Origin of the sequence: Symbiobacterium thermophilum IAM 14863 (genome assembly GCF_000009905.1) — a bacterium.
Classification (GTDB): domain Bacteria; phylum Bacillota; class Sulfobacillia; order Symbiobacteriales; family Symbiobacteriaceae; genus Symbiobacterium; species Symbiobacterium thermophilum.
Map to the genome: position 1 here is coordinate 3,009,800 of NC_006177.1, position 17,088 is coordinate 3,026,887.

Here is a 17,088-nt window from a genome sequence, read left to right on the forward strand (position 1 = left end):
CTGCCTTCAGTGGTGGAAAGGAGACAGCCGGCGCCGGCGGTGCCGGAGGTTCAGCAGGATGATCACCAGGCCGGCGGCCAGCAGGGGGACGAGGACGTTGTGCCGCGACGTAGGCGGGGCGAAAAGGAACGAACGGGCGGACCGCAGGAGGCGGCCGGCGAGCTCAGGCGCCCAGTGGCCGGCGGTCATCCACCCTCCCAGGGGCAAGCCCTGCAGCCACGGAAGCACCGCGCCCTGCAGCCCGGCCACGGCCGCCAGACCCAGGCCGGACAGCCCGACGGCCAGCGCCCGGGCCCCGTTCCGGCCGACGCTCACCCGGGCCGCCAGCCGCCCCGGCAGGTCCGCGGCCGCCAGGGCCTTCGCCTCCTCCCGGGTCAGTGCGAGGGCGGCCTCAAGACGCAGGTCCTCCAGGTCCAGCGCGCCCAGGCGGACCTGACACGCTGCGCACCTCTGCACGTGGCCGCGCACCGCCTCGGCCTCTGCTTCCTCCAGGAGCCCCATGCGGAACAGGTCCAGCGTCATATCGTCCCAGCAGCCCTTGGCGTTCACGTGGCCACCTCCTGTTCCACCAGACGCTTCCGGAGGAGTCGCTTGGCCCGGTGGAGATGCGTGCCGACCGTTCCCACCGGGATGTTCAGAACCTCGCTGATCTCCTGGTACGACAGGTGGTTGAAGTAGTGCAGGGTCACCGCAGTCCGATACGGCTCAGGCAGTTCTGCCACCGCCTGCCGCACGGCGGCCCGGTCGTGCACCGCGAGGACCTGGCCGGGCGGCGGGGGGGCCGGGTCCGGCAAGTCGGCCAGCACCGCGTCCTCCACGGGGGCGGGACGCTGCTGCCGGGCCCGCAGGTGGTCGCGGCAGAGGTTGGCCGCGATGCGCAGAAGCCAGGGGCGGAAGGGCTGGGTGACATCGAAGCCGGCCAGGGAACGGTAGGCCCGGAGGAAGGCCTCGCTGGTGAGGTCCAGCGCGTCCTCCCGCCTGCCCGTCATCCGCAGGCAAAAGCCGTAGACGCCGTCCTGATGCAGCCGGACCAGCGCGGCGAAGGCTTCGGCATCGCCGCCCTGCGCCCGCCGGATCCACTCCTGCTCGACCACCCCTTTCCCCCCTTCCACTCTTACCTACCGGCCATCCCGCGGTTTTCTTTCACCCTGCCGTGCAGAGTTCTGTTCCCAAGGAAAAGGCCGCCCCGACTGCCCACGGCAGGGGGCGGCGCGCCCTACTGGTGATTCCCCGGCGGCGGCGCGGTCCACTGGCGCTGGACGTTCTTCGCCATCTTGGCCTTGTAGGCCGCCTCCAGGTCGATCCCCGCGTTGTTCGCGATCTTGAAGATGTAGGCCAGGCAGTCCGCCAGCTCGAAGCCCAGGTTCTCCCGGTACTCCGCCAAAGCGGCCTCCCGGGCCGCCTCCTCGCCCATCTCGGGTTCCAGCAGGCTGGCCCGCCAGAAGATGTTGCGCAGCTCGTTGGCCACCTCGCCCACCTCACCGGCGAGCAGCACCATGTTCAGCTTCAGATCCGGGCCCCATCCCTTCTGCTCATCCAGCCACCGGTGGAAGGCCTGGAAATCGGCAATGGTACGCATCGCGTTCGGGAACATGGCATGCCTCCTCTGCGGTGGTTGTGCGTATCCCGCTCAGTCTGCCTGCGGCGCCAGTCCGTGGGCGCGCAGCCAGTCCAGGATCTCGGCGAAGACCTCCTCGCGGCCGGGATCGTTGAAGATCTCGTGGTACTTCTCCGGATAGAGCTTGAACCGCTTGTCCCCGTGCCCAATGCGATCGAAGACCGCGCGGGTGGCCTCCGGATCCACCAGATGATCCGTGCCGGCCACCAGGAAGAGCGCAGGCAGCCCCTCGGGGAAGGCGACGCGGGTGCGGCACTCCGCGGCGGCGCGGGTGCACTCCACGAACCAGCGGGGCGTGGCCGTCTGGCAGCGCAGCGGGTCCTTCTGGTCCAGGGCGATCCGCTCAGCGTCCCGGGTGCAGATCTCGGGCGGGATGCCCGACTTCACCTGCAACCGCGGGGAGATCACCGCCAGGACCGGCGCCAGCGCCTGCTCCAGCCGGCTCACCTTCGCCCGGCTCAGGAACCATGGCGACGAGAGCACCAGGGCCGAGATGGTCTCCGGGTGCGCCGCGGCATACCGGTAGGCGATGAGCCCGCCCATGGAGTGGCCGATCATCACCGGCCGGCCGTGCGCCTCCGCGGCCAGCTTCACGAACGCCGCCAGATCCACCAGGTAGTCGGAGAACCGGTCCACGTGCATCCGCGTGCCTTCGGACCGCCCGTGCCCCCGGTGGTCCATCGCCCAGACCGCGAAGCCCCGGCCGGCGAACCAGGCCGCGACGTGCTCGTATCGCCCCACATGCTCGCCCGCCCCGTGCACGAGCACCAGGTTGCCCTGAACATGCTCGGGCTCCCAGCAGCGGTAGTACAGTTTCAGCCCGCCGAGGCCCGACAGGGTGCCGCTTCTCTCCCTCATGGCCTCTCCTCCGTTCGGCTCTGTTATGGAAGCCAGATTCGTTAACCTGTCGCACATTTCCTCTTGGCAGGGATTCTCTGACAGGGGCACGAATGTGTGAAGCATCAGCGAACGGAGGCGAGCTCGGCGATGACCCAATTGCGATTGAACTGGAAGAATACGTTCATCATCGGTCTCGGCTTCTTCGGGGTCAGCCTGGTGTGGCCGCTCTACAACGCCTACATGCCCATCTTCTATGCCAGGTACATCGAAGCGAAGGCGACCATCGGGTATCTGATGACCATCGACAACTGGCTGGCGCTCACGCTGACGCCACTGGTCGGCTTCCTGAGCGACCGCACGCGGACCCGCTTCGGGCGCCGCATCCCGTACCTGCTGGTCTTCGCCCCGCTCTCCGCCCTCTTCCTCATGCTCATCCCGGTGGGCTGGGAGACCAGCCTCTGGCTCCTGCTCGGGGCAGCCGTCCTGATGAACCTCTCCATGGCCTGCTGGCGCTCGCCGATCGTGGCGCTCATGCCTGACGTCACCCCGCCGCCGCTGCGCTCCAAGGCCAACGGCATCATCAACTTCATGGGCGGCCTGGCGTACATCGTGGCCATGTTCGGCGGCGCCATCCTCTACCGCATGTACCCCGGCTTGCCCTTCGTCGCCTCGGCGCTGCTGCTGCTGGGGATCACCGCGATCTTCTACTTCTTCATCCGTGAGCCGGAGCACAGCACCGAGAAGTCCGAACGGTTCCAGTTCGCCCTCATCCGGGACCGCAGCGCCATCTTCATGCTCCTGGCCATCTTCTGCTGGTTCGTTGCCTACAACTCCCTGGAGACGTGGGTGACCACCTACGGCCGCGAACATCTTGGGATGCACGAGGCCGACGTCGCCGGCCTGCTCACGTTCTCCGGCGGGGCGTTCCTCCTCTTCGCCATCCCCTCAGGCTTCCTGGCCGACGGCATCGGCCGGTTCAAGGGGCTGGGCCGCAAGCGGACCATCCTCGGCGGCCTCCTCCTGATGATCCTGGCCTTCTTCCTGCTGGATCTGCAGGCGAACCTGAAGTCCGCCTGGTACCTGTTCGCCCTGGTCGGCTTCGCCTGGTCGTGGGTGAGCATCAACTCCTACCCGATGATCACGCAGATGGCCGGTCCCGGCCAGATCGGCGCCTACACCGGCATGTACTACCTCTTCTCGTCGATGGCCAACATCGCCGGACCGCCCCTGTTCGGCTGGGTCTTCGACCATTACGGCTACCGCTTCTTCTTCCCGCTGGGCATCCTGTTCATGGCCCTGGCCGCCCTCTGCATGCTGCTGGTGACCAAGGGCGAGAAGGAGCCCGCTGCGGAGGCCCGGGCCTGATCGCCCGGTCCCCGGCCCCGCTCAGCCGCCCGCGGCCCGGAGGATCTCCTCCGCCAGCCGCTGCGTGGCCAGCGCCTCGGCCACGGAGGTCTCCGGCGTCCGCCCCTCCCGCAGGCAGGCGAGGAAGTGCTCCAGCTCGGGCGCGATGCCCCGCTTCTGCAGGGTGGGCGTCCACGACCCGAAGAGCGGCTCCACCCGCTCGGCCCCGTCCTCCCGGACGACCAGCCGCTCCATCTCCTCGACGATGACCGTCAGGCCGCCGCCGTGCAGCTCGACCCGCTCGGTGACCGCCCCGGCGCTGAAGCTCTGGGACAGCTGCACCAGGGTGGCGTCTGCCGACTCCATCTGCGCGGCCACCAGCCCGGTGCGGGCGCAGGCCGTCCGCAGCTGCAGGTCGCCGGCGAAGAACCGGGCCAGGTCGATGATGTGGATGACGTCGTCGGTCACGTAGAACCGGAGCGGCCAGCGCGTCCCGCCACCGGTGCGGTGTTTCTGGACCAGCACGTACTCGATCCTTCTGCCCGAGTCGTGAAACAAGGCCTTCGCCCGGCGGTAGGCGGGAGCGTAACGGCGGTTGAAGCCGACCATCAGCAGCCGGCCCGTGCGGCCGGCTGCTTCCGCGATCGCCTCGGCGTCGACCAGGTTGTCGGCCAGGGGCTTCTCCATGAACACGTCGATGCCGGCTTCCATAAGGGCGATCGCCTGCTCCCGGTGCGCCGGCGTGGCGCTGAGCAGGTAGGCGGCCCGGGGCCGCGCGGCCAGGATCTCGGCAAACGTGCGGGCCCGGAGCCGCAGCCGGTACTGCGCGGCCAGCTCATCCACGTTCCGCCCGGTGCGGCTGGACAGGCCGATGATCTCCACCTCCGGATGGCTGGTGAGCACCGGCAGGTGAGCCTTCCGGGCGATGTTGCCCAGCCCGACCACGGCCAGGGTGATGGGAGCGCGCACGGTATCCCCTCCTCAGAAACGGCGGCGGAGAGCTCTCCGCCGCCGTTGTTGTGCCGGTTGACTACTGACGGTTGGCCTGCATCCCGCCTCCCTGGCCGCCGGCCTGGCCGGAGGCCGTCTGCGCGGCCATCTGCGCGACCTGCGGGCCCGGGGGGAACGGGAACTGGGTCTGGTACTGCACGAACTGCTGGAAGGTGTGCTGCACCATCTGCGCGTCGGCCACGGGCAGCTTGTACCAGCCCTTCTTGAACATGAGGTTGAAAATCTGCCGCTGCATCTGGTAGCTGGCGTCGCAGTTCTGCTTGATCACGTCGAACAGCGCATCGTGGCTGGCCTCAATCAGGGCCATGTTGTAGCCGGACGTCAGGTACTTCTCCTGCGCCAGCAGGTCCTGCATGCGGTCGCGGTCGTTCATCGACGGGTCCTTGACCTTGGGCAGGCCGGTCTGCTCCTGGTGCGCCATGATCAGGTGGCCGCCCTGCATGCTGAACTGGGGCTGCACCCCTTGCTGCTGCATGGCTCTCCCCTCCTCACATGACGACGGTCGGCGCATCGGCGCCCGACACGGCGATCGTCGTGGGCTGGTTGACATGCTCGTGGAGGTGGGTGAGCAACCGCTCCAGGTTGCGCTGGTGCTGTTCGGCGATCTGGAACATCGCCTGCCGGCACTCCGCGTCCTGGGTCTCGTTGGCGTAGTGGTACGCCTTCTTGGCCGCCAACAGCTCCCAGGACATCATGTCCTTCAGGTAGGACAGGTCCTTCTCGGTGAGCGGCATCATGCCGCCCGTCTGGTACTGCATCCTGGCATCATCCTCCTCTCGACAGGGCACGCCCATAGGTTGCCCTTGTGCCGGGAGGCGCATGCCGCGTCCGACAGCTCAGACGCCGAGGTACTGGCCGGCCAGCCAGCCGATGCCGAGCAGGATGAGGATGGCGACCAGCTCCACCCCGGCCCGCTCGCCCAGCTCCAGCGGGTCCCGGCTGCGGTCTCGGCCGCGCAGGACCGCCAGCGCCGGCCCGATGGTGAGCACGCTCAGCATGTAGGTCACCGTGATGGGCCACCGGAAGAGGAGCGCACCGACGACGCCGATCGCCGTCGCGCCCAGGAAACTCCAACCGACGATGGCCAGGGTCTCGTGCAGCATGCGGTTCATACCGTCAGTCCTCCAGGTCGACGCCGAGTTGGCGGAGAGCCTCCTCACCCGCCGGGGTCAGGGCGAACCCGTCCGGCGTCCGCTCGATCCAGCCCGCCTCCAGCAGATGCCGGCGCAGCAGGAAACCCAGATGGGCGCCGATGTGCTTCCCGCACAGGGCCACGGGCTTGCGCCGTCCTGCCGGCAGGGGAGAGAGGTCCAGGCCGAGCCGGGCGAAGCCCCCCCACCCCTCCGGGGTCACGCCGGGGGCCGGCTCCGCCGTCACCCACCCCAGTTCCATGAGCCGACGGGCGAGGCGCTCGCCCAGCGGCCCGCCCAGATGATCATAGCACGACGTCGCGATCGCCGCGCGCTCGCTCACAGCAGGCTCACCTCGTGCCTAGTGTGGCCCGGTGAGAGCCGGGCGGCGCGCCCCGCTAGCGCGCCAGCGGCAGGGTCGGCGTGGCGGCGCGGTCGCTGGTGAGGACGACCAGCAGGTTTGCCACCAGCTCAGCCTTCCGCTCCGGCGTGAGCTCCACCTTCCGGTGCTGGTCCAGCATGTCGAGGGCCATCTCCACCATGGAGACCGCGCCCTCGACAATCTTCTGCCGGGCCGCGATGATGGCCGCGGCCTGCTGCCGCTGCAGCATGGCGCCGGCGATTTCGGGGCTGTACGCCAGGTGCGAGATGCGGGCCTCGATGACCGCGATGCCGGCCATCTCCAGCCGGTCCTGCAGTTCTTTCTTCAGGGCCAGCGCAACCTCCTCCGCCGATCCCCGGAGGGACAGTTCGCCCTCGTTCAGGCCGTCATCGTAGGGGTACTGGCTGGCCAGGTGGCGGATGGCGGTCTCGGACTGGACCTCCACAAAGGCGTTGTAGTCCTCCACGCTGAACACCGCCCGGGCGGTGTCCACCACCCGCCACACCACCACCGCCGCGATCTCGATGGGGTTGCCGTTGGCGTCGTTCACCTTCAGCTGCGGCGAGGTGAAGTTGCGCACCCGCAGGCTGACCGGCCGCTTGGAGACCAGTGGATTGACGAAATACCACCCGTCGGCCTTCACGGTGCCGGTGTAGCGGCCGAACAGAACCAGCACACGCGCCTGGTTCGGCTGCACGACGAAGAGCCCGTTGCAGCAGATGCAGGCGACCAGGAACAGCACGGCCGAGGCCGCCAGGAGGACAGGCGACGGCCTGAGCCACGGGGCGTCAGGCAGACCCAGGGCAAACAGCCAGATGGAAAGCCCGATGAGGAGCAGCACAGTCACGAGGCCGATCCAGCCGGGCAACGCCTTCACCATACGTTCCGGGACCGCGACCACGGGTTCCTGCTCACGCGTCTGCAACCCGGATCCCTCCTCTTCTTCTCATTCGGCTCCTTCAGGCTGCCACAGCCATTGATTCGCCGCTGCGCCGCCGAATCCCGTCGCCCGCGCAAAAAACCGTCCCTCCGGCAGAGCCCGGGAGGGACGGCTCCAGCATATGCGCAGGTTCCGGCCGATTAGCCGGCCGCCGCCCGGAGCGCCTGGCGGGCCGGCGCCCTGAGCAGCCCCCGCATCCGCAGCGATTCGGCGATGCGGTGGATGGCGTACATGTAGGCCGCCGTCCGGGTGTAGGCACCGTGCCGCTCGGCCATGGCGACCACGTCGCGGAAGGAGGCCACCATGCGCTGTTCCAGCCGGGCGTTGACCTCCTCCGCCGTCCAGTAATACTGGTTCCGGTTCTGCACCCACTCAAAATACGAAACGGTCACGCCGCCTGCGTTGGCGAGGATGTCCGGGATGAGAAAAATCTTCCGCTGCGCCAGGACGTGGTCACCGTCGGGCGTCGTCGGGCCGTTGGCCGCCTCGGCCACCACGCGGGCCCGGATGGACCTGGCCACCTCGGCGTCGATCTGGTTCTCCAGGGCCGCCGGCACCAGGATGTCGCAGTCGGCCGTCAGCACCCCGAACTGGTCGGTGGCCCGGCTGCCAGGGAAGCCGACGACGCTGCCCGTCGCCTGCTTGTACGCGATGAGGTCGGCCACGCGCATTCCGCCGGGGCAGACGATGCCGCCACGGCTGTCGCTGGCCGCGACCAGGACGGCTCCCAGCTCCTCCAGCAGCCGCGCCGCGTGCTGTCCGGCGTTGCCGAAGCCCTGCACCGCCACCCGGGCGCCCGCCACGGGCAGCCCCAGGTACGCCAGGGCCTCGCGGATGGTGATGACGGTGCCCCGGCCGGTGGCCTCCTCGCGGCCCAGCGAGCCGCCCATGGAGAGCGGCTTGCCCGTGAACACGGCCGGACAGCTGGCGCCCACGATGGTCTCGTACTCGTCGGTCATCCAGCCCATGATCTGCGCGTTGGTGTTCACGTCTGGGGCAGGAATGTCCTTGTCGGGCCCGAGGTAGGGCCAGATCGCCCGCACGTAGCCGCGGGAGAGCCGCTCCAGTTCGCCCAGGCTGAGCTTGCGCGGGTCGACGACGACGCCGCCCTTGCCGCCGCCGTAGGGGAGCCCCACCACGGACGTCTTGAACGTCATCCACATGGAGAGGGCCTTCACCTCATCGGCGGTGACCGCCGGGTGGAACCGGATGCCTCCCTTGGCGGGCCCGAGGGTCGTGAGGTGCTGGCTCCGGTACCCGGTGAACACGCGCAGGCTCCCGTCATCCATGCGCACCGGGATCTGCACCTCGATGAAATGGGCCGGCGCCTTCAGGAGCTCGAACAGCTCCTCGCTCTCGCCCAACGCCGCCACCGCGTTCCGAACCTGCTGTTGCGCAATCAGAAACGGATTTTGAGCGCCGCCCATCTCTTTCCCCCCATTCGTGACGCCTCTCACTTTATGCCTTTAGGGCTTTAGTATAGCGGAGGGAAAGGGGCTGTGCCAAGACAAAAAAACGAATCAAATCGATTTGAACAGCGAATAAGGCGAAGCCGCCTGCACACAAAGTTCCCCGCCCACCGAGGGGCGGGGGTTGATCCCTAGTTCTCGGAACGCCCGAACAGGAAGTAGGCGATGATCGCGATCGGCCCCAGTGCCAGCACCGCCAGGGCCCAGAGGCACCCGATGTTCTGGCCGTGCCGCCGCGTCGCGTCGTCCCAGATCCACAGGAAAATCAAGATGGAAGCGAGCCAGAGCAGCGCGACAAGGAATCCAGCCATTCCGAGGCCCTCCCCCTCCGTCGGTCCCGGCTGCCAACCCGGGCCGCCCGGGGTTGGCACCCAGTTACGATAATGGGGCAGTGGACAATAATCTGTCAAGCATTTCTGATACGACTGCACATCCGCCATGCGCAGCGGGGGAGCATGCGATGGACAGGGCTCGGACCGGCGAAGACGAAGCCTGCAAAGATGAACCGGGCGGCCTCTGTAACGAGGCGCGCCCGGTCTGCGCATGCAGCCCGCGCCGTTTTCCGTGGCGACGGCGCGGCATCCCCGCGTGTCCATGCTACTCTTCCTCGGGCTTCGTCGGGTGGATGGTTCCGAACGGGTGCTCCGGCGGCGCGTAGATCACGTAGACCTTCAGCGGCCGGTTGCCCGTGTTGGTGATGTTGTGCCACGTCCCCGCCGGGATCATCACGGCGGAGCCGGGGTACGCCATCTGCCGGAACTCCAGCCGGTCGCGGGTCGGGCCCATCTGCACCAGGCCCTGGCCCTCTTCGATCCGCACGAACTGGTCCGTCGTGGGGTGGACCTCCAGCCCGATGTCCTCGCCCACCGGGATGCTCATCAGCGTGACCTGGAAGTGCTCGCCGGTCCACAATGCGGTGCGGAAGTTGCGGTTCTGCCTGGCCGCCTGGGCGATATTCACCACGTACGGCGTCCTCCCGCGGTCCCTGAGCGCCGGCTGTGGCTGCGGGACGCGCGGTGGACTGCCCGGCCACCAGTAGTGGGGGGGCATATACCAGGGATATGGATAGGCGGGTTGACCGTACACGCCCATGCTCCTCTCCGCGGTTTACCCCTATATTATGTTCCCCGGCCCTCCGGCGCACCCCGTCCTGGGCAGCCCCGCGCAAAATGCGGCCCTGCCGGACCTACGGCTCCAGCGCCGGTTCCAGGATCGTCAGCGTGCCGCCCGCCGCATCCAGCCGGGTCCGCACGCCCAGCGGCAGGGTTGCCCGGTGCGGGCCGTGACCGCAGGGAAAACCGTAGAGGACAGGGATTCCCAAAGGGCCCAGCAGTTCCGTCAGCACCTCCGGCAGCGTCAGCGAGGGCCGGTCCGGCGGCCCGTGCATGCACGTGGGCGAGTCCCCGAAGAGGATGCCGGCCGCCCCCTGGAGTTTGCCGGCCAGCAGCAGCTGGACCAGCATCCGGTCCACCCTGTAGGGAGCCTCATCCACGTCCTCCAGCAGCACGATGCAGCCGGTGAAGTCCGGCTCCCACGGGGTGCCCAGCAGCGAGACGATCAGGGTGAGGTTACCCCCGATCAGCCGACCCTCGGCCACGCCCGACCGGATCGTCAGGGGCCGGGGCGCCCCCTCCTCCGCCGGGTCCGGCCATGGCATCTCCCCCAGCGGCCCCACCTGCTGCAGCGCCCGGCGCAGCCCAGCACCGTTGTACCCGTGCGCGCCGCCAAAGGCCGCGACCATCGGGCCGTGGAAGGTGACGAGGCCCGCCTCCCGAGCCATGGCCAGATGCAGCGCCGTGATGTCGGAGAAGCCGCAGAAGAACTTGGGGTTGCGCCGAATCAGCTCCCAGTCGATCCGCCGCAGGATCCGCATCGCCCCGTATCCGCCCCGGGCGCAGATCACCGCATCCACCGCGGGATCGGCCCACATCCGGTTGAAGTCCTCCGCCCGCCGGTCGTCGGCGCCGGCCAGGTAACCCCGCCGGTCCAGCACCGCCTCCCCGACGACGGTTCGGTACCCCCACGCCCGGAGCCGCCTCAGCCCTTCCTCCAGCGCCTCCGGCGGCACCGGTCCCGCAGGGGCCACCACGCCCACCGTCCCGCCCAGCGGCACGGGCCGGGGTCTGCGCACCGCGGCACCCGTCATCCCGCGTCCCCTCCTCCGCTGCACGTGGGGTCACACCCGACGGACGATCTCCCGCCCGCCGGCCGCTCACCCGGCCTTTCGCTCATCGATGGCAAACCGGCCGTCCCGGCCGTAGATGCCGCGATGGACGTGTTCGACGTACCGCACCGCCAGGTACGCAAGGAGGATGCTCTCGGCCAGCGCCACCGGAAGCAGGCTCAGCAGGAGCCCCGGCAGCCCGGGGATGATCCTGGCCACCAGCCAGCCTGCCGCCTCGCCGGCGACCGAGATCAGGATGAACATGAGCGCGGCCCCCACAGCCTCCCGCCAGCGTTCGGTGAGCACGCCGACGCTGTCTCCCATCGCCTCGGTGGCGGTGCCTTCCTCGACCACCAGCGCGAAATCCGCGTAGAGCACCGCGCTGATGCCCGCCAAGAGGGCCGCCAGGCCGGCGATGGGCACCAGCCAGCCCGCCAGCACGGACCCGGCCAGCACGTACACCAGACCAGCCGCCAGGGCGGCCGCCACCAGCACCAGGCCGCACAGCACCCGCACCCCGACCAGCCGGCCCGCGTACCGCCGGATGCCCCCGAGGAAATCCGACGCCTTCGGCGCGCGGCCCTCATGCACCACGGTCCACAGGATGCCCAGGATTCCGGCGGATCCCAGAAGGACGAGCACGCCGTACAGCACCAGGAGAACCCACGAACCTTTCTGCCCGAAGAATAGGGTCACGTCCGCCCCCTGACCGGCGAACTGCACGGGCAGCAGCAGGACCAGCGCGTCCGCCAGACTGACCGGAAGCAGCCCGAGCAGCGCCCCCACCAGCGCGACCGTGAGCCCCGGCACCACCGCGACCGCCAGGCACGCGAGGAACAGCCCCGGCCAGTGGCGCCGCCACACCGCGATCCCGCGCTCCAGGACATTCGCCAACGAACATCACCCTTTCGGTCATACGCCTGCCTTCCGTGCGCCGTCGCACGACTCGATATTAAGAAGGAATGTTCGCTGAATGGCGAATAGTCCTCCCCTATGGGGGAATGAACGGAACCCCCCCCAGCGGCGGGAGACCGCCATTCCGGGGGCGAGATGGCCTACCCCAGTACCACAGGGGGGCTACGGCGAAGATGGACCGGAAACGGAAAACCGACGCGCTGCGGCGTAAACTCGATCGGAACGCCCGCTGGTTCGACATGGGGGCGGGGTACGCCCCGTGGCGGGAGCGGCTGGTCCGTGAGGCGCGGGGCCGCGTGCTGGAGATCGGGGTGGGCACGGGTCACAACCTGCCGTTCTACCACCCGTCGGTCACCACGGAGCTGGTGGGCATCGACCTCAGCCCGGGGATGCTCGCCCGCGCCCGCAGCAAGCCCTGTCGGGTGCCGGTGACGTTGCTGGAGATGGACGCCCAGGAGATGGCGTTCCCCGACGCCAGCTTCGACACGGTGGTGGCCAGCTACGTCTTCTGCACCATCCCCGATCCGGTCCGGGCGCTGCGCGAGGCAGGCCGGGTGTGCCGGCCCGACGGGCGCATCCTGCTGCTGGAACACGTGCGCATTGACCGCCCGATCATCGGCCCGCTTATGGACCTGGCGGCCCCCCTGGTCGCGGGCATTATCGGCTGCCATATCAACCGCCGGACGGTGGAGAACGTCCGGCTGGCGGGCCTGAAGGTGGAGAAGGTGGAGCCGGTCAGGGGCGACCTGCTGAAGCTGATCCACGCCCGGCCCGGCGCCGGTTCCGCCTGAGCGGGTCCGCCGGTCGGCGCCCCGGCTCGCCGGGGTCGCTCCTACCCCGGCACCAACCCGAAACAGACGCCCACCGGGTCCTGGATGGCTGCGCAGACGTACGCGCCGTCCCGGTCCCTCACTTCCTTGATCACCCTTCCGCCCTCCGCCTCGGCCCGGCGGAGGCTCTCCGCGATGTCCCCCACGGTCAGGTACAGCATCCAGACCGGCGGCAGACCGGCGTTGGGGCCGCGCGCGTGGCGGATGGTCGCCGCGCCCTGGCCGTCGCCGCCGAGCATGGCGTAGTCGGCGTACCGCCCGTCGCCGTCCTCCACCGGCACGTCCTGCACCGACCAGCCGATGACCTCCCGGTAGAAGTCGCGGGCGGCGGCTGCGTCGGAAACCGTGAGATCGAGCCGGGCGATGCGGCCGACCGGGCCGGCGGCAGGGGGCACAGGCGGGATCGCCTCCCGGGGAATGACCGGGATGACGCCGAAGGCCGCCCCGTTCGGATCCTGCAACACGGCCCACTGGCTGTTGCCGGCTGCGTCCTTCTGGTGCATGAGCGCGCGCCCGCCCAGGTCCAGCGCTCGGCGCACGCTGGCGGCGACGTCCGCCACCTGGATGTGCGGCATCCACTGGAGCGGCAGGTGTGCGTACTCCGGCATCCGCGGCCCCAGGCCGATGATGGGGATGCCCAGGTTGTTCATGAGATCCTCGCACCAGAGGGGATTCGGCCCCGTGCGGAGCACCCGGGCATAGAAGCGCAGCTCCCGTTCGTGTTCGGGAACGGCGATGTCGGCGCTGAAGACCCCGCCGAGGCGCGGCGCAAACAGTGCTTCCATCCGGTTTCTCCTGCTTGGGTGTGATGGGGCGAGCACGGCCGGGACCGTTCCCGGATCACGCGCGGCTACGAGAAGTACCTGGCGATGATCGCCTCAGCGTCCTTGCTCAGGTTGCCGGACTCAAAGGTCACCACCAGCCTCCCGGGGAAGAAGCGGTCGTACCATTTCCGCTTCTCTTCCCAGTGCCTGCGGTAGCGCTCGTCGGTAAGCAGACCCACGTGCTCCCAGTACCATTCTTCCCCGTGCCACGTGATTGTAAAGTCCGGCAGGTAGAAGGTCCCGTCGGGGGCGTAGAGCGGCACTTCGTACTGGAACCGGATGTCCCGCTCGAACAGCATGTTCGCAATGATGACCTCGGACTTGGAGCGCACCATGATGTCGGCCAGGGTTCGGTGGATCTTGCCTTCCGCGTACCAGTCCGCCCGCTGCTTCAGCGCCTCGGGCACAGGCTGGAACCGGAACAGGGAGGAATTGATCGTCACCAGGCTCGAGTTCTCCCGGCGGCGCATGCTGAGCAGGGGCGAGATGTCCTCCTCCACCAGCAGGGTGCAGTGGCGACGGGCTCTGGTGAGTCCGGTGTAGAACAGCTCCGGCGAGAGCAGTGTGCGCCTGTTCTTGGGGACCACAAAATAGACCCGGTCGAACTCGCTGCCTTGAGACTTGTGCACGGAGATGGCGTAAGCCAGTTCCAGGTTGTCCTCCACCGGCTCCGCGGGCAGGGGACGCCGGTTCGGGCCGAAGCCGGGATTGCGACCGTAACCCACCCGGTAAGAGCCTTTCCGGGGGAACACGACCTGAAACCGCTCCAGCGACCTGAGCCGCAGCTTGTCCAGTTTATGAGGATACACAAACCCGAGTTCGCCGTTGTACACCTCTATCTGTTCCGGCCTCCCCTGGTCTGCGTTCCACGCCCAGATGGGGTTAGACCGCGGGCGGTTCCGGACTTGGATCACCTTGTCATACAGGGTGACGCCCCCTAGCGTTCCCGGCTCTTCCAACATGCGCTGGTTGGCGCACTGCTGCAGGACGCTGTTCAGGTACTCGGTTCCGACCGTGTCCCCCCGGTACGGAGAGAGTACCTGCTGGTACTCCGGCCTGCCGGGCCCCCGGTCCCGGCCGAACGCCGCAGCCCACAGCTCCCAGGGCCTATCCGGATCGTACTTCCTGCCGGTGTCGGCTTCCATGTCCCGGATGATGCAGTCGATCAGGGCAGCCTCGAGCTCCTCGTAGCCCGACCAGTAGATCACCCGGAGGTCCTTATCGACGTCGCCGCCTTCCTGGACCCTCCGAAGAATCTCTTCCGCGGCCTCCGTCTCGTCGGCGGAGTCCGTCTCGGCGCAGGGGCGCTGTTGGTACAGCGCCGCGAGGTCGAGGATGCCAGTCCCCTGGCCCAGCAGCCGGTTCTCCATCTGGCGCAGGTTGGTGGTGAGCATGCCGACGCTCTGATCGAACCCGGCCTCCCGGAGCCACGCGATCAGGTCCGCGAACACCTTTCCCCGGCCGATCGGTGGCAGCTGGTTGGTGTCCCCAACGAAGATCACACGCTGCACGCTGCCCCAGTGGATGGCGCGACACAGCGCCGCCACGAGTTCGAGGTTCAGCATCGAGGCTTCGTCGATGATGTAGGTTCGGACCGAGTCCTCCTGCCTACCCCCGCTCCGCTTGAACGTCAGGTTGTCGTTGAGCCAGCCCAGCCGGGCGAGGAAGGCATGGACGGTTTCGGCTTCCTTGCCGGTCCGCTCCCGGATCCGGTCGGCGGCCTTGCCGGTGGGCGCAAGCAACCGGAACGACGAACCCGACCCGTGCGCCTTCTCAATGGCCTGGATCAACGCCCTGATGACCGTCGTCTTGCCGGTGCCTGCCGACCCCGACAGTACGCACAGCGGGCGGACGAAGATCTTCTGGCACACCTCGACCTGGCTTTGGATCGCGGCCTCGTATTCGCCGGCGTCGAGCCTGCAGAGCGGACTGTGCGGATCGTACAGGAACGCGCGCCAGTGCTGGGCCGTTACCGGCGACCTAAGGGAAATGTCCGGCCGGCGGACCAAGCCGAGGATCGTCTCCTCCACCAGCCGCTCGTCCTCGTACACGGTCCGGAGGTAGAGGTACGGCTTTCCGTCGTGTTCCCGAACGACCAGGGCGGCCGCCAGCTCTTCCCGGTAAGCGCGCAGGTAGCCCTCGGAGAAGTGCGTCCGCTTCCACTCCGGTAGGGGATCCAGGCGGCGGTTGACCCGCTCCAGCACCTCCGCGGCCGGCAGGAAGGTGCTGCGCGTCTCCCGCTTCAAATGCTCGACGCACAGGGCCCGCAGCCTCCGCCAGTCGTCAACCTCCGCCAGCGGTGCGCCGCCGAGGTGCGGCGACGGCAGCATCCCGTGGTCGATTTTGTGGAACGAGATCGTGTCGTCCTGGTCCTCCCCGACGAACTCCTCCGCGAGGATGTACGGGTTGGCCGCGATCTCCCGCAGGGACGACCGGATGCCGTACGCCTCCCGGTCGTCCGCCAGGATCCGCTCCAGTTGGTCTTCCCGAAGGTCGAAGCGCGGGAACACCTCCCGCAGCAGATGCCGCTGGTCGTCGTTGTAAAGCAGCCACCGCTTGCGAACGCCGGCGATCTCGTTCGGGGCGAGCGTCAGGCCGGGCACAGCCGAGGCATTTCCGTCCAGGAAGTCGAACAGAAGGTCCCGGGCCGCCGCCTCGCGTCCGCTCCCTACCTGCACCTTGAACCACGGGATGGCCTGGGTGAAGCGGATTAGCTTCAGCACCGCGGGAAGGCCGGGGTAGAGCCCCCGCTCCCTCCACAGCTCCGCGATCAGGCCCTGCAGCCACGCAATGCGCCGTGGCCAGTCCTCGGTCTGGTCGCCGATCTCCTGCAAGGTCGTCGCCACTTCGAGGAAGCGCTCCACCAGTACCAGTGCGTCGTCGTCCGAAATGTGCCGCGTTCCATATTTGAAGTTGCGCGGGTTGTCCGGGAACAGGGCGATGCGGTGAAGGACTTCGGGCCGGTCCATGTACACGTGGTACGGGATTCGCATCCCCTCGTCCGGATAGTGTGAGGTCACGGCGCGCTGCCAGACGTACCCGCCCCAACGCTCCCGCGTCTCGCGGCTCACGTTCCGGTACACCAGCTCGGGGCCGACCGCCTTCACCCGGGAGAGACCCACCAGAACGTATCGCCGCTGCTCGTCGTCGCTGAATGGGTTGCTGTAGTTTGCATAGTAGAAGATTAAGCTCTTGCTCTCCTGGATCTCCTCGAAGTACCGACGCGCCTTCTCCCGCCGCAGCTCGTAGTTGAAGCCGCCGTTGGGCTGGCGTACGTCGTCTTCATACATCAGTTCATACGGCCAGATGCAGACCGTGGACGGCGGCATCTCCCATTCGACTCTGTCCTCATCGTGGAACCACTCCGGCGTGACGGCATACGCCGTGGTGGTCTCGGAACCGAAGGCGTTCACGCTGTACATACAGGGCGGAATAACGTCCTTGGTGCAGGTGCAGCCGCGATGGGCCTGCTCCCACGGCAGGTCCCGCTGCTCGGCGATCATCGTGCCCGGGTACGAATAGGGGCCGATGCAGTACGTGTTGGCCTCGGGCCGCGAGCAGATGCGCCCGTTCCATCCGTCCAGATGCCAGGCCACGCGGGCAGAAATGTGAACCATGCAA

19 protein-coding genes are annotated in these 17,088 nt (G+C 68.3%); 2 read left to right on the forward strand and 17 right to left on the reverse strand.

Annotated elements, in window-relative coordinates; translation table 11 throughout:
* Positions 1 to 6: 6 nt before the first annotated feature.
* The 4 genes from STH_RS13895 to STH_RS13910 form a co-directional block, all read right to left on the reverse strand.
* Positions 7 to 549: a hypothetical protein gene (locus STH_RS13895; RefSeq protein ID WP_011196913.1), complete on the reverse strand. Its 543-nt coding sequence runs from the start codon at positions 547 to 549 to the stop codon at positions 7 to 9.
* A complete protein-coding gene (locus STH_RS13900) occupies positions 546 to 1,094 on the reverse strand; it encodes an RNA polymerase sigma factor (protein WP_043714196.1) in 549 nt (182 codons plus the stop codon). Before STH_RS13900 ends, STH_RS13895 begins: the two co-directional genes overlap by 4 nt.
* Positions 1,095 to 1,216: 122 nt before the next feature.
* The gene (locus STH_RS13905) at positions 1,217 to 1,594 is read right to left on the reverse strand and encodes a MazG nucleotide pyrophosphohydrolase domain-containing protein (protein ID WP_011196915.1); all 378 of its coding nucleotides are present in this window, start codon (positions 1,592 to 1,594) and stop codon (positions 1,217 to 1,219) included.
* A gap of 36 nt (positions 1,595 to 1,630) precedes the next feature.
* Positions 1,631 to 2,476, reverse strand: coding sequence for an alpha/beta hydrolase (locus STH_RS13910; protein ID WP_011196916.1), 846 nt, complete (start codon positions 2,474 to 2,476; stop codon positions 1,631 to 1,633).
* Positions 2,477 to 2,605: 129 nt separating this feature from the next.
* Between STH_RS13910 and STH_RS13915 the strand changes: the two genes are divergently transcribed.
* Positions 2,606 to 3,823 (forward strand): MFS transporter, encoded by a 1,218-nt coding sequence (locus STH_RS13915; protein ID WP_043714198.1) that lies wholly within the window; start codon positions 2,606 to 2,608, stop codon positions 3,821 to 3,823.
* 21 nt (positions 3,824 to 3,844) lie between these two features.
* Here STH_RS13915 and STH_RS13920 read toward each other — a convergent pair whose 3' ends face one another.
* The 11 genes from STH_RS13920 to STH_RS13970 form a co-directional block, all read right to left on the reverse strand.
* Positions 3,845 to 4,771, reverse strand: coding sequence for a Gfo/Idh/MocA family protein (locus tag STH_RS13920; protein WP_011196918.1), 927 nt, complete (start codon positions 4,769 to 4,771; stop codon positions 3,845 to 3,847).
* Positions 4,772 to 4,832: 61 nt separating this feature from the next.
* Complete coding sequence (locus STH_RS13925; RefSeq protein WP_070105469.1) at positions 4,833 to 5,288, reverse strand: spore coat protein; 456 nt, start codon at positions 5,286 to 5,288, stop codon at positions 4,833 to 4,835.
* A gap of 13 nt (positions 5,289 to 5,301) precedes the next feature.
* A complete protein-coding gene (locus tag STH_RS13930) occupies positions 5,302 to 5,571 on the reverse strand; it encodes a hypothetical protein (protein ID WP_197525183.1) in 270 nt (89 codons plus the stop codon).
* 78 nt (positions 5,572 to 5,649) lie between these two features.
* Positions 5,650 to 5,925, reverse strand: a complete 276-nt coding sequence (locus STH_RS13935) for a hypothetical protein (protein ID WP_011196921.1) — start codon at positions 5,923 to 5,925, stop codon at positions 5,650 to 5,652.
* Between the two features lie 4 nt (positions 5,926 to 5,929).
* Positions 5,930 to 6,286 carry a hypothetical protein gene (locus STH_RS13940; RefSeq protein ID WP_011196922.1) on the reverse strand — a complete coding sequence of 119 codons (357 nt, stop codon included), beginning with the start codon at positions 6,284 to 6,286 and terminating at the stop codon, positions 5,930 to 5,932.
* 55 nt (positions 6,287 to 6,341) lie between these two features.
* Complete coding sequence (locus STH_RS13945; protein ID WP_011196923.1) at positions 6,342 to 7,205, reverse strand: SPFH domain-containing protein; 864 nt, start codon at positions 7,203 to 7,205, stop codon at positions 6,342 to 6,344.
* 200 nt (positions 7,206 to 7,405) lie between these two features.
* Positions 7,406 to 8,692 carry a Glu/Leu/Phe/Val family dehydrogenase gene (locus STH_RS13950; RefSeq protein ID WP_043714200.1) on the reverse strand — a complete coding sequence of 429 codons (1,287 nt, stop codon included), beginning with the start codon at positions 8,690 to 8,692 and terminating at the stop codon, positions 7,406 to 7,408.
* A 173-nt stretch (positions 8,693 to 8,865) separates the two neighbouring features.
* Positions 8,866 to 9,045 carry a hypothetical protein gene (locus STH_RS13955; RefSeq protein WP_043714202.1) on the reverse strand — a complete coding sequence of 60 codons (180 nt, stop codon included), beginning with the start codon at positions 9,043 to 9,045 and terminating at the stop codon, positions 8,866 to 8,868.
* A 286-nt stretch (positions 9,046 to 9,331) separates the two neighbouring features.
* A complete protein-coding gene (locus STH_RS13960; protein WP_043714204.1) occupies positions 9,332 to 9,697 on the reverse strand; it encodes a cupin domain-containing protein in 366 nt (121 codons plus the stop codon).
* Positions 9,698 to 9,920: 223 nt separating this feature from the next.
* Positions 9,921 to 10,880, reverse strand: coding sequence for a S66 peptidase family protein (locus tag STH_RS13965; protein WP_011196927.1), 960 nt, complete (start codon positions 10,878 to 10,880; stop codon positions 9,921 to 9,923).
* Positions 10,881 to 10,946: 66 nt separating this feature from the next.
* Positions 10,947 to 11,792 carry a hypothetical protein gene (locus STH_RS13970; protein WP_011196928.1) on the reverse strand — a complete coding sequence of 282 codons (846 nt, stop codon included), beginning with the start codon at positions 11,790 to 11,792 and terminating at the stop codon, positions 10,947 to 10,949.
* A gap of 194 nt (positions 11,793 to 11,986) precedes the next feature.
* Here STH_RS13970 and STH_RS13975 point away from each other — a divergent pair, with 194 nt between their 5' ends.
* Complete coding sequence (locus STH_RS13975) at positions 11,987 to 12,604, forward strand: class I SAM-dependent methyltransferase (RefSeq protein WP_011196929.1); 618 nt, start codon at positions 11,987 to 11,989, stop codon at positions 12,602 to 12,604.
* A gap of 41 nt (positions 12,605 to 12,645) precedes the next feature.
* Here the strand turns inward: STH_RS13975 and STH_RS18140 are convergent, their stop codons facing one another.
* A complete protein-coding gene (locus tag STH_RS18140) occupies positions 12,646 to 13,428 on the reverse strand; it encodes a VOC family protein (protein WP_011196930.1) in 783 nt (260 codons plus the stop codon).
* Positions 13,429 to 13,493: 65 nt separating this feature from the next.
* Positions 13,494 to 17,084 carry an ATP-dependent DNA helicase gene (locus tag STH_RS13985; RefSeq protein WP_011196931.1) on the reverse strand — a complete coding sequence of 1,197 codons (3,591 nt, stop codon included), beginning with the start codon at positions 17,082 to 17,084 and terminating at the stop codon, positions 13,494 to 13,496.
* Positions 17,085 to 17,088: the final 4 nt, after the last annotated feature.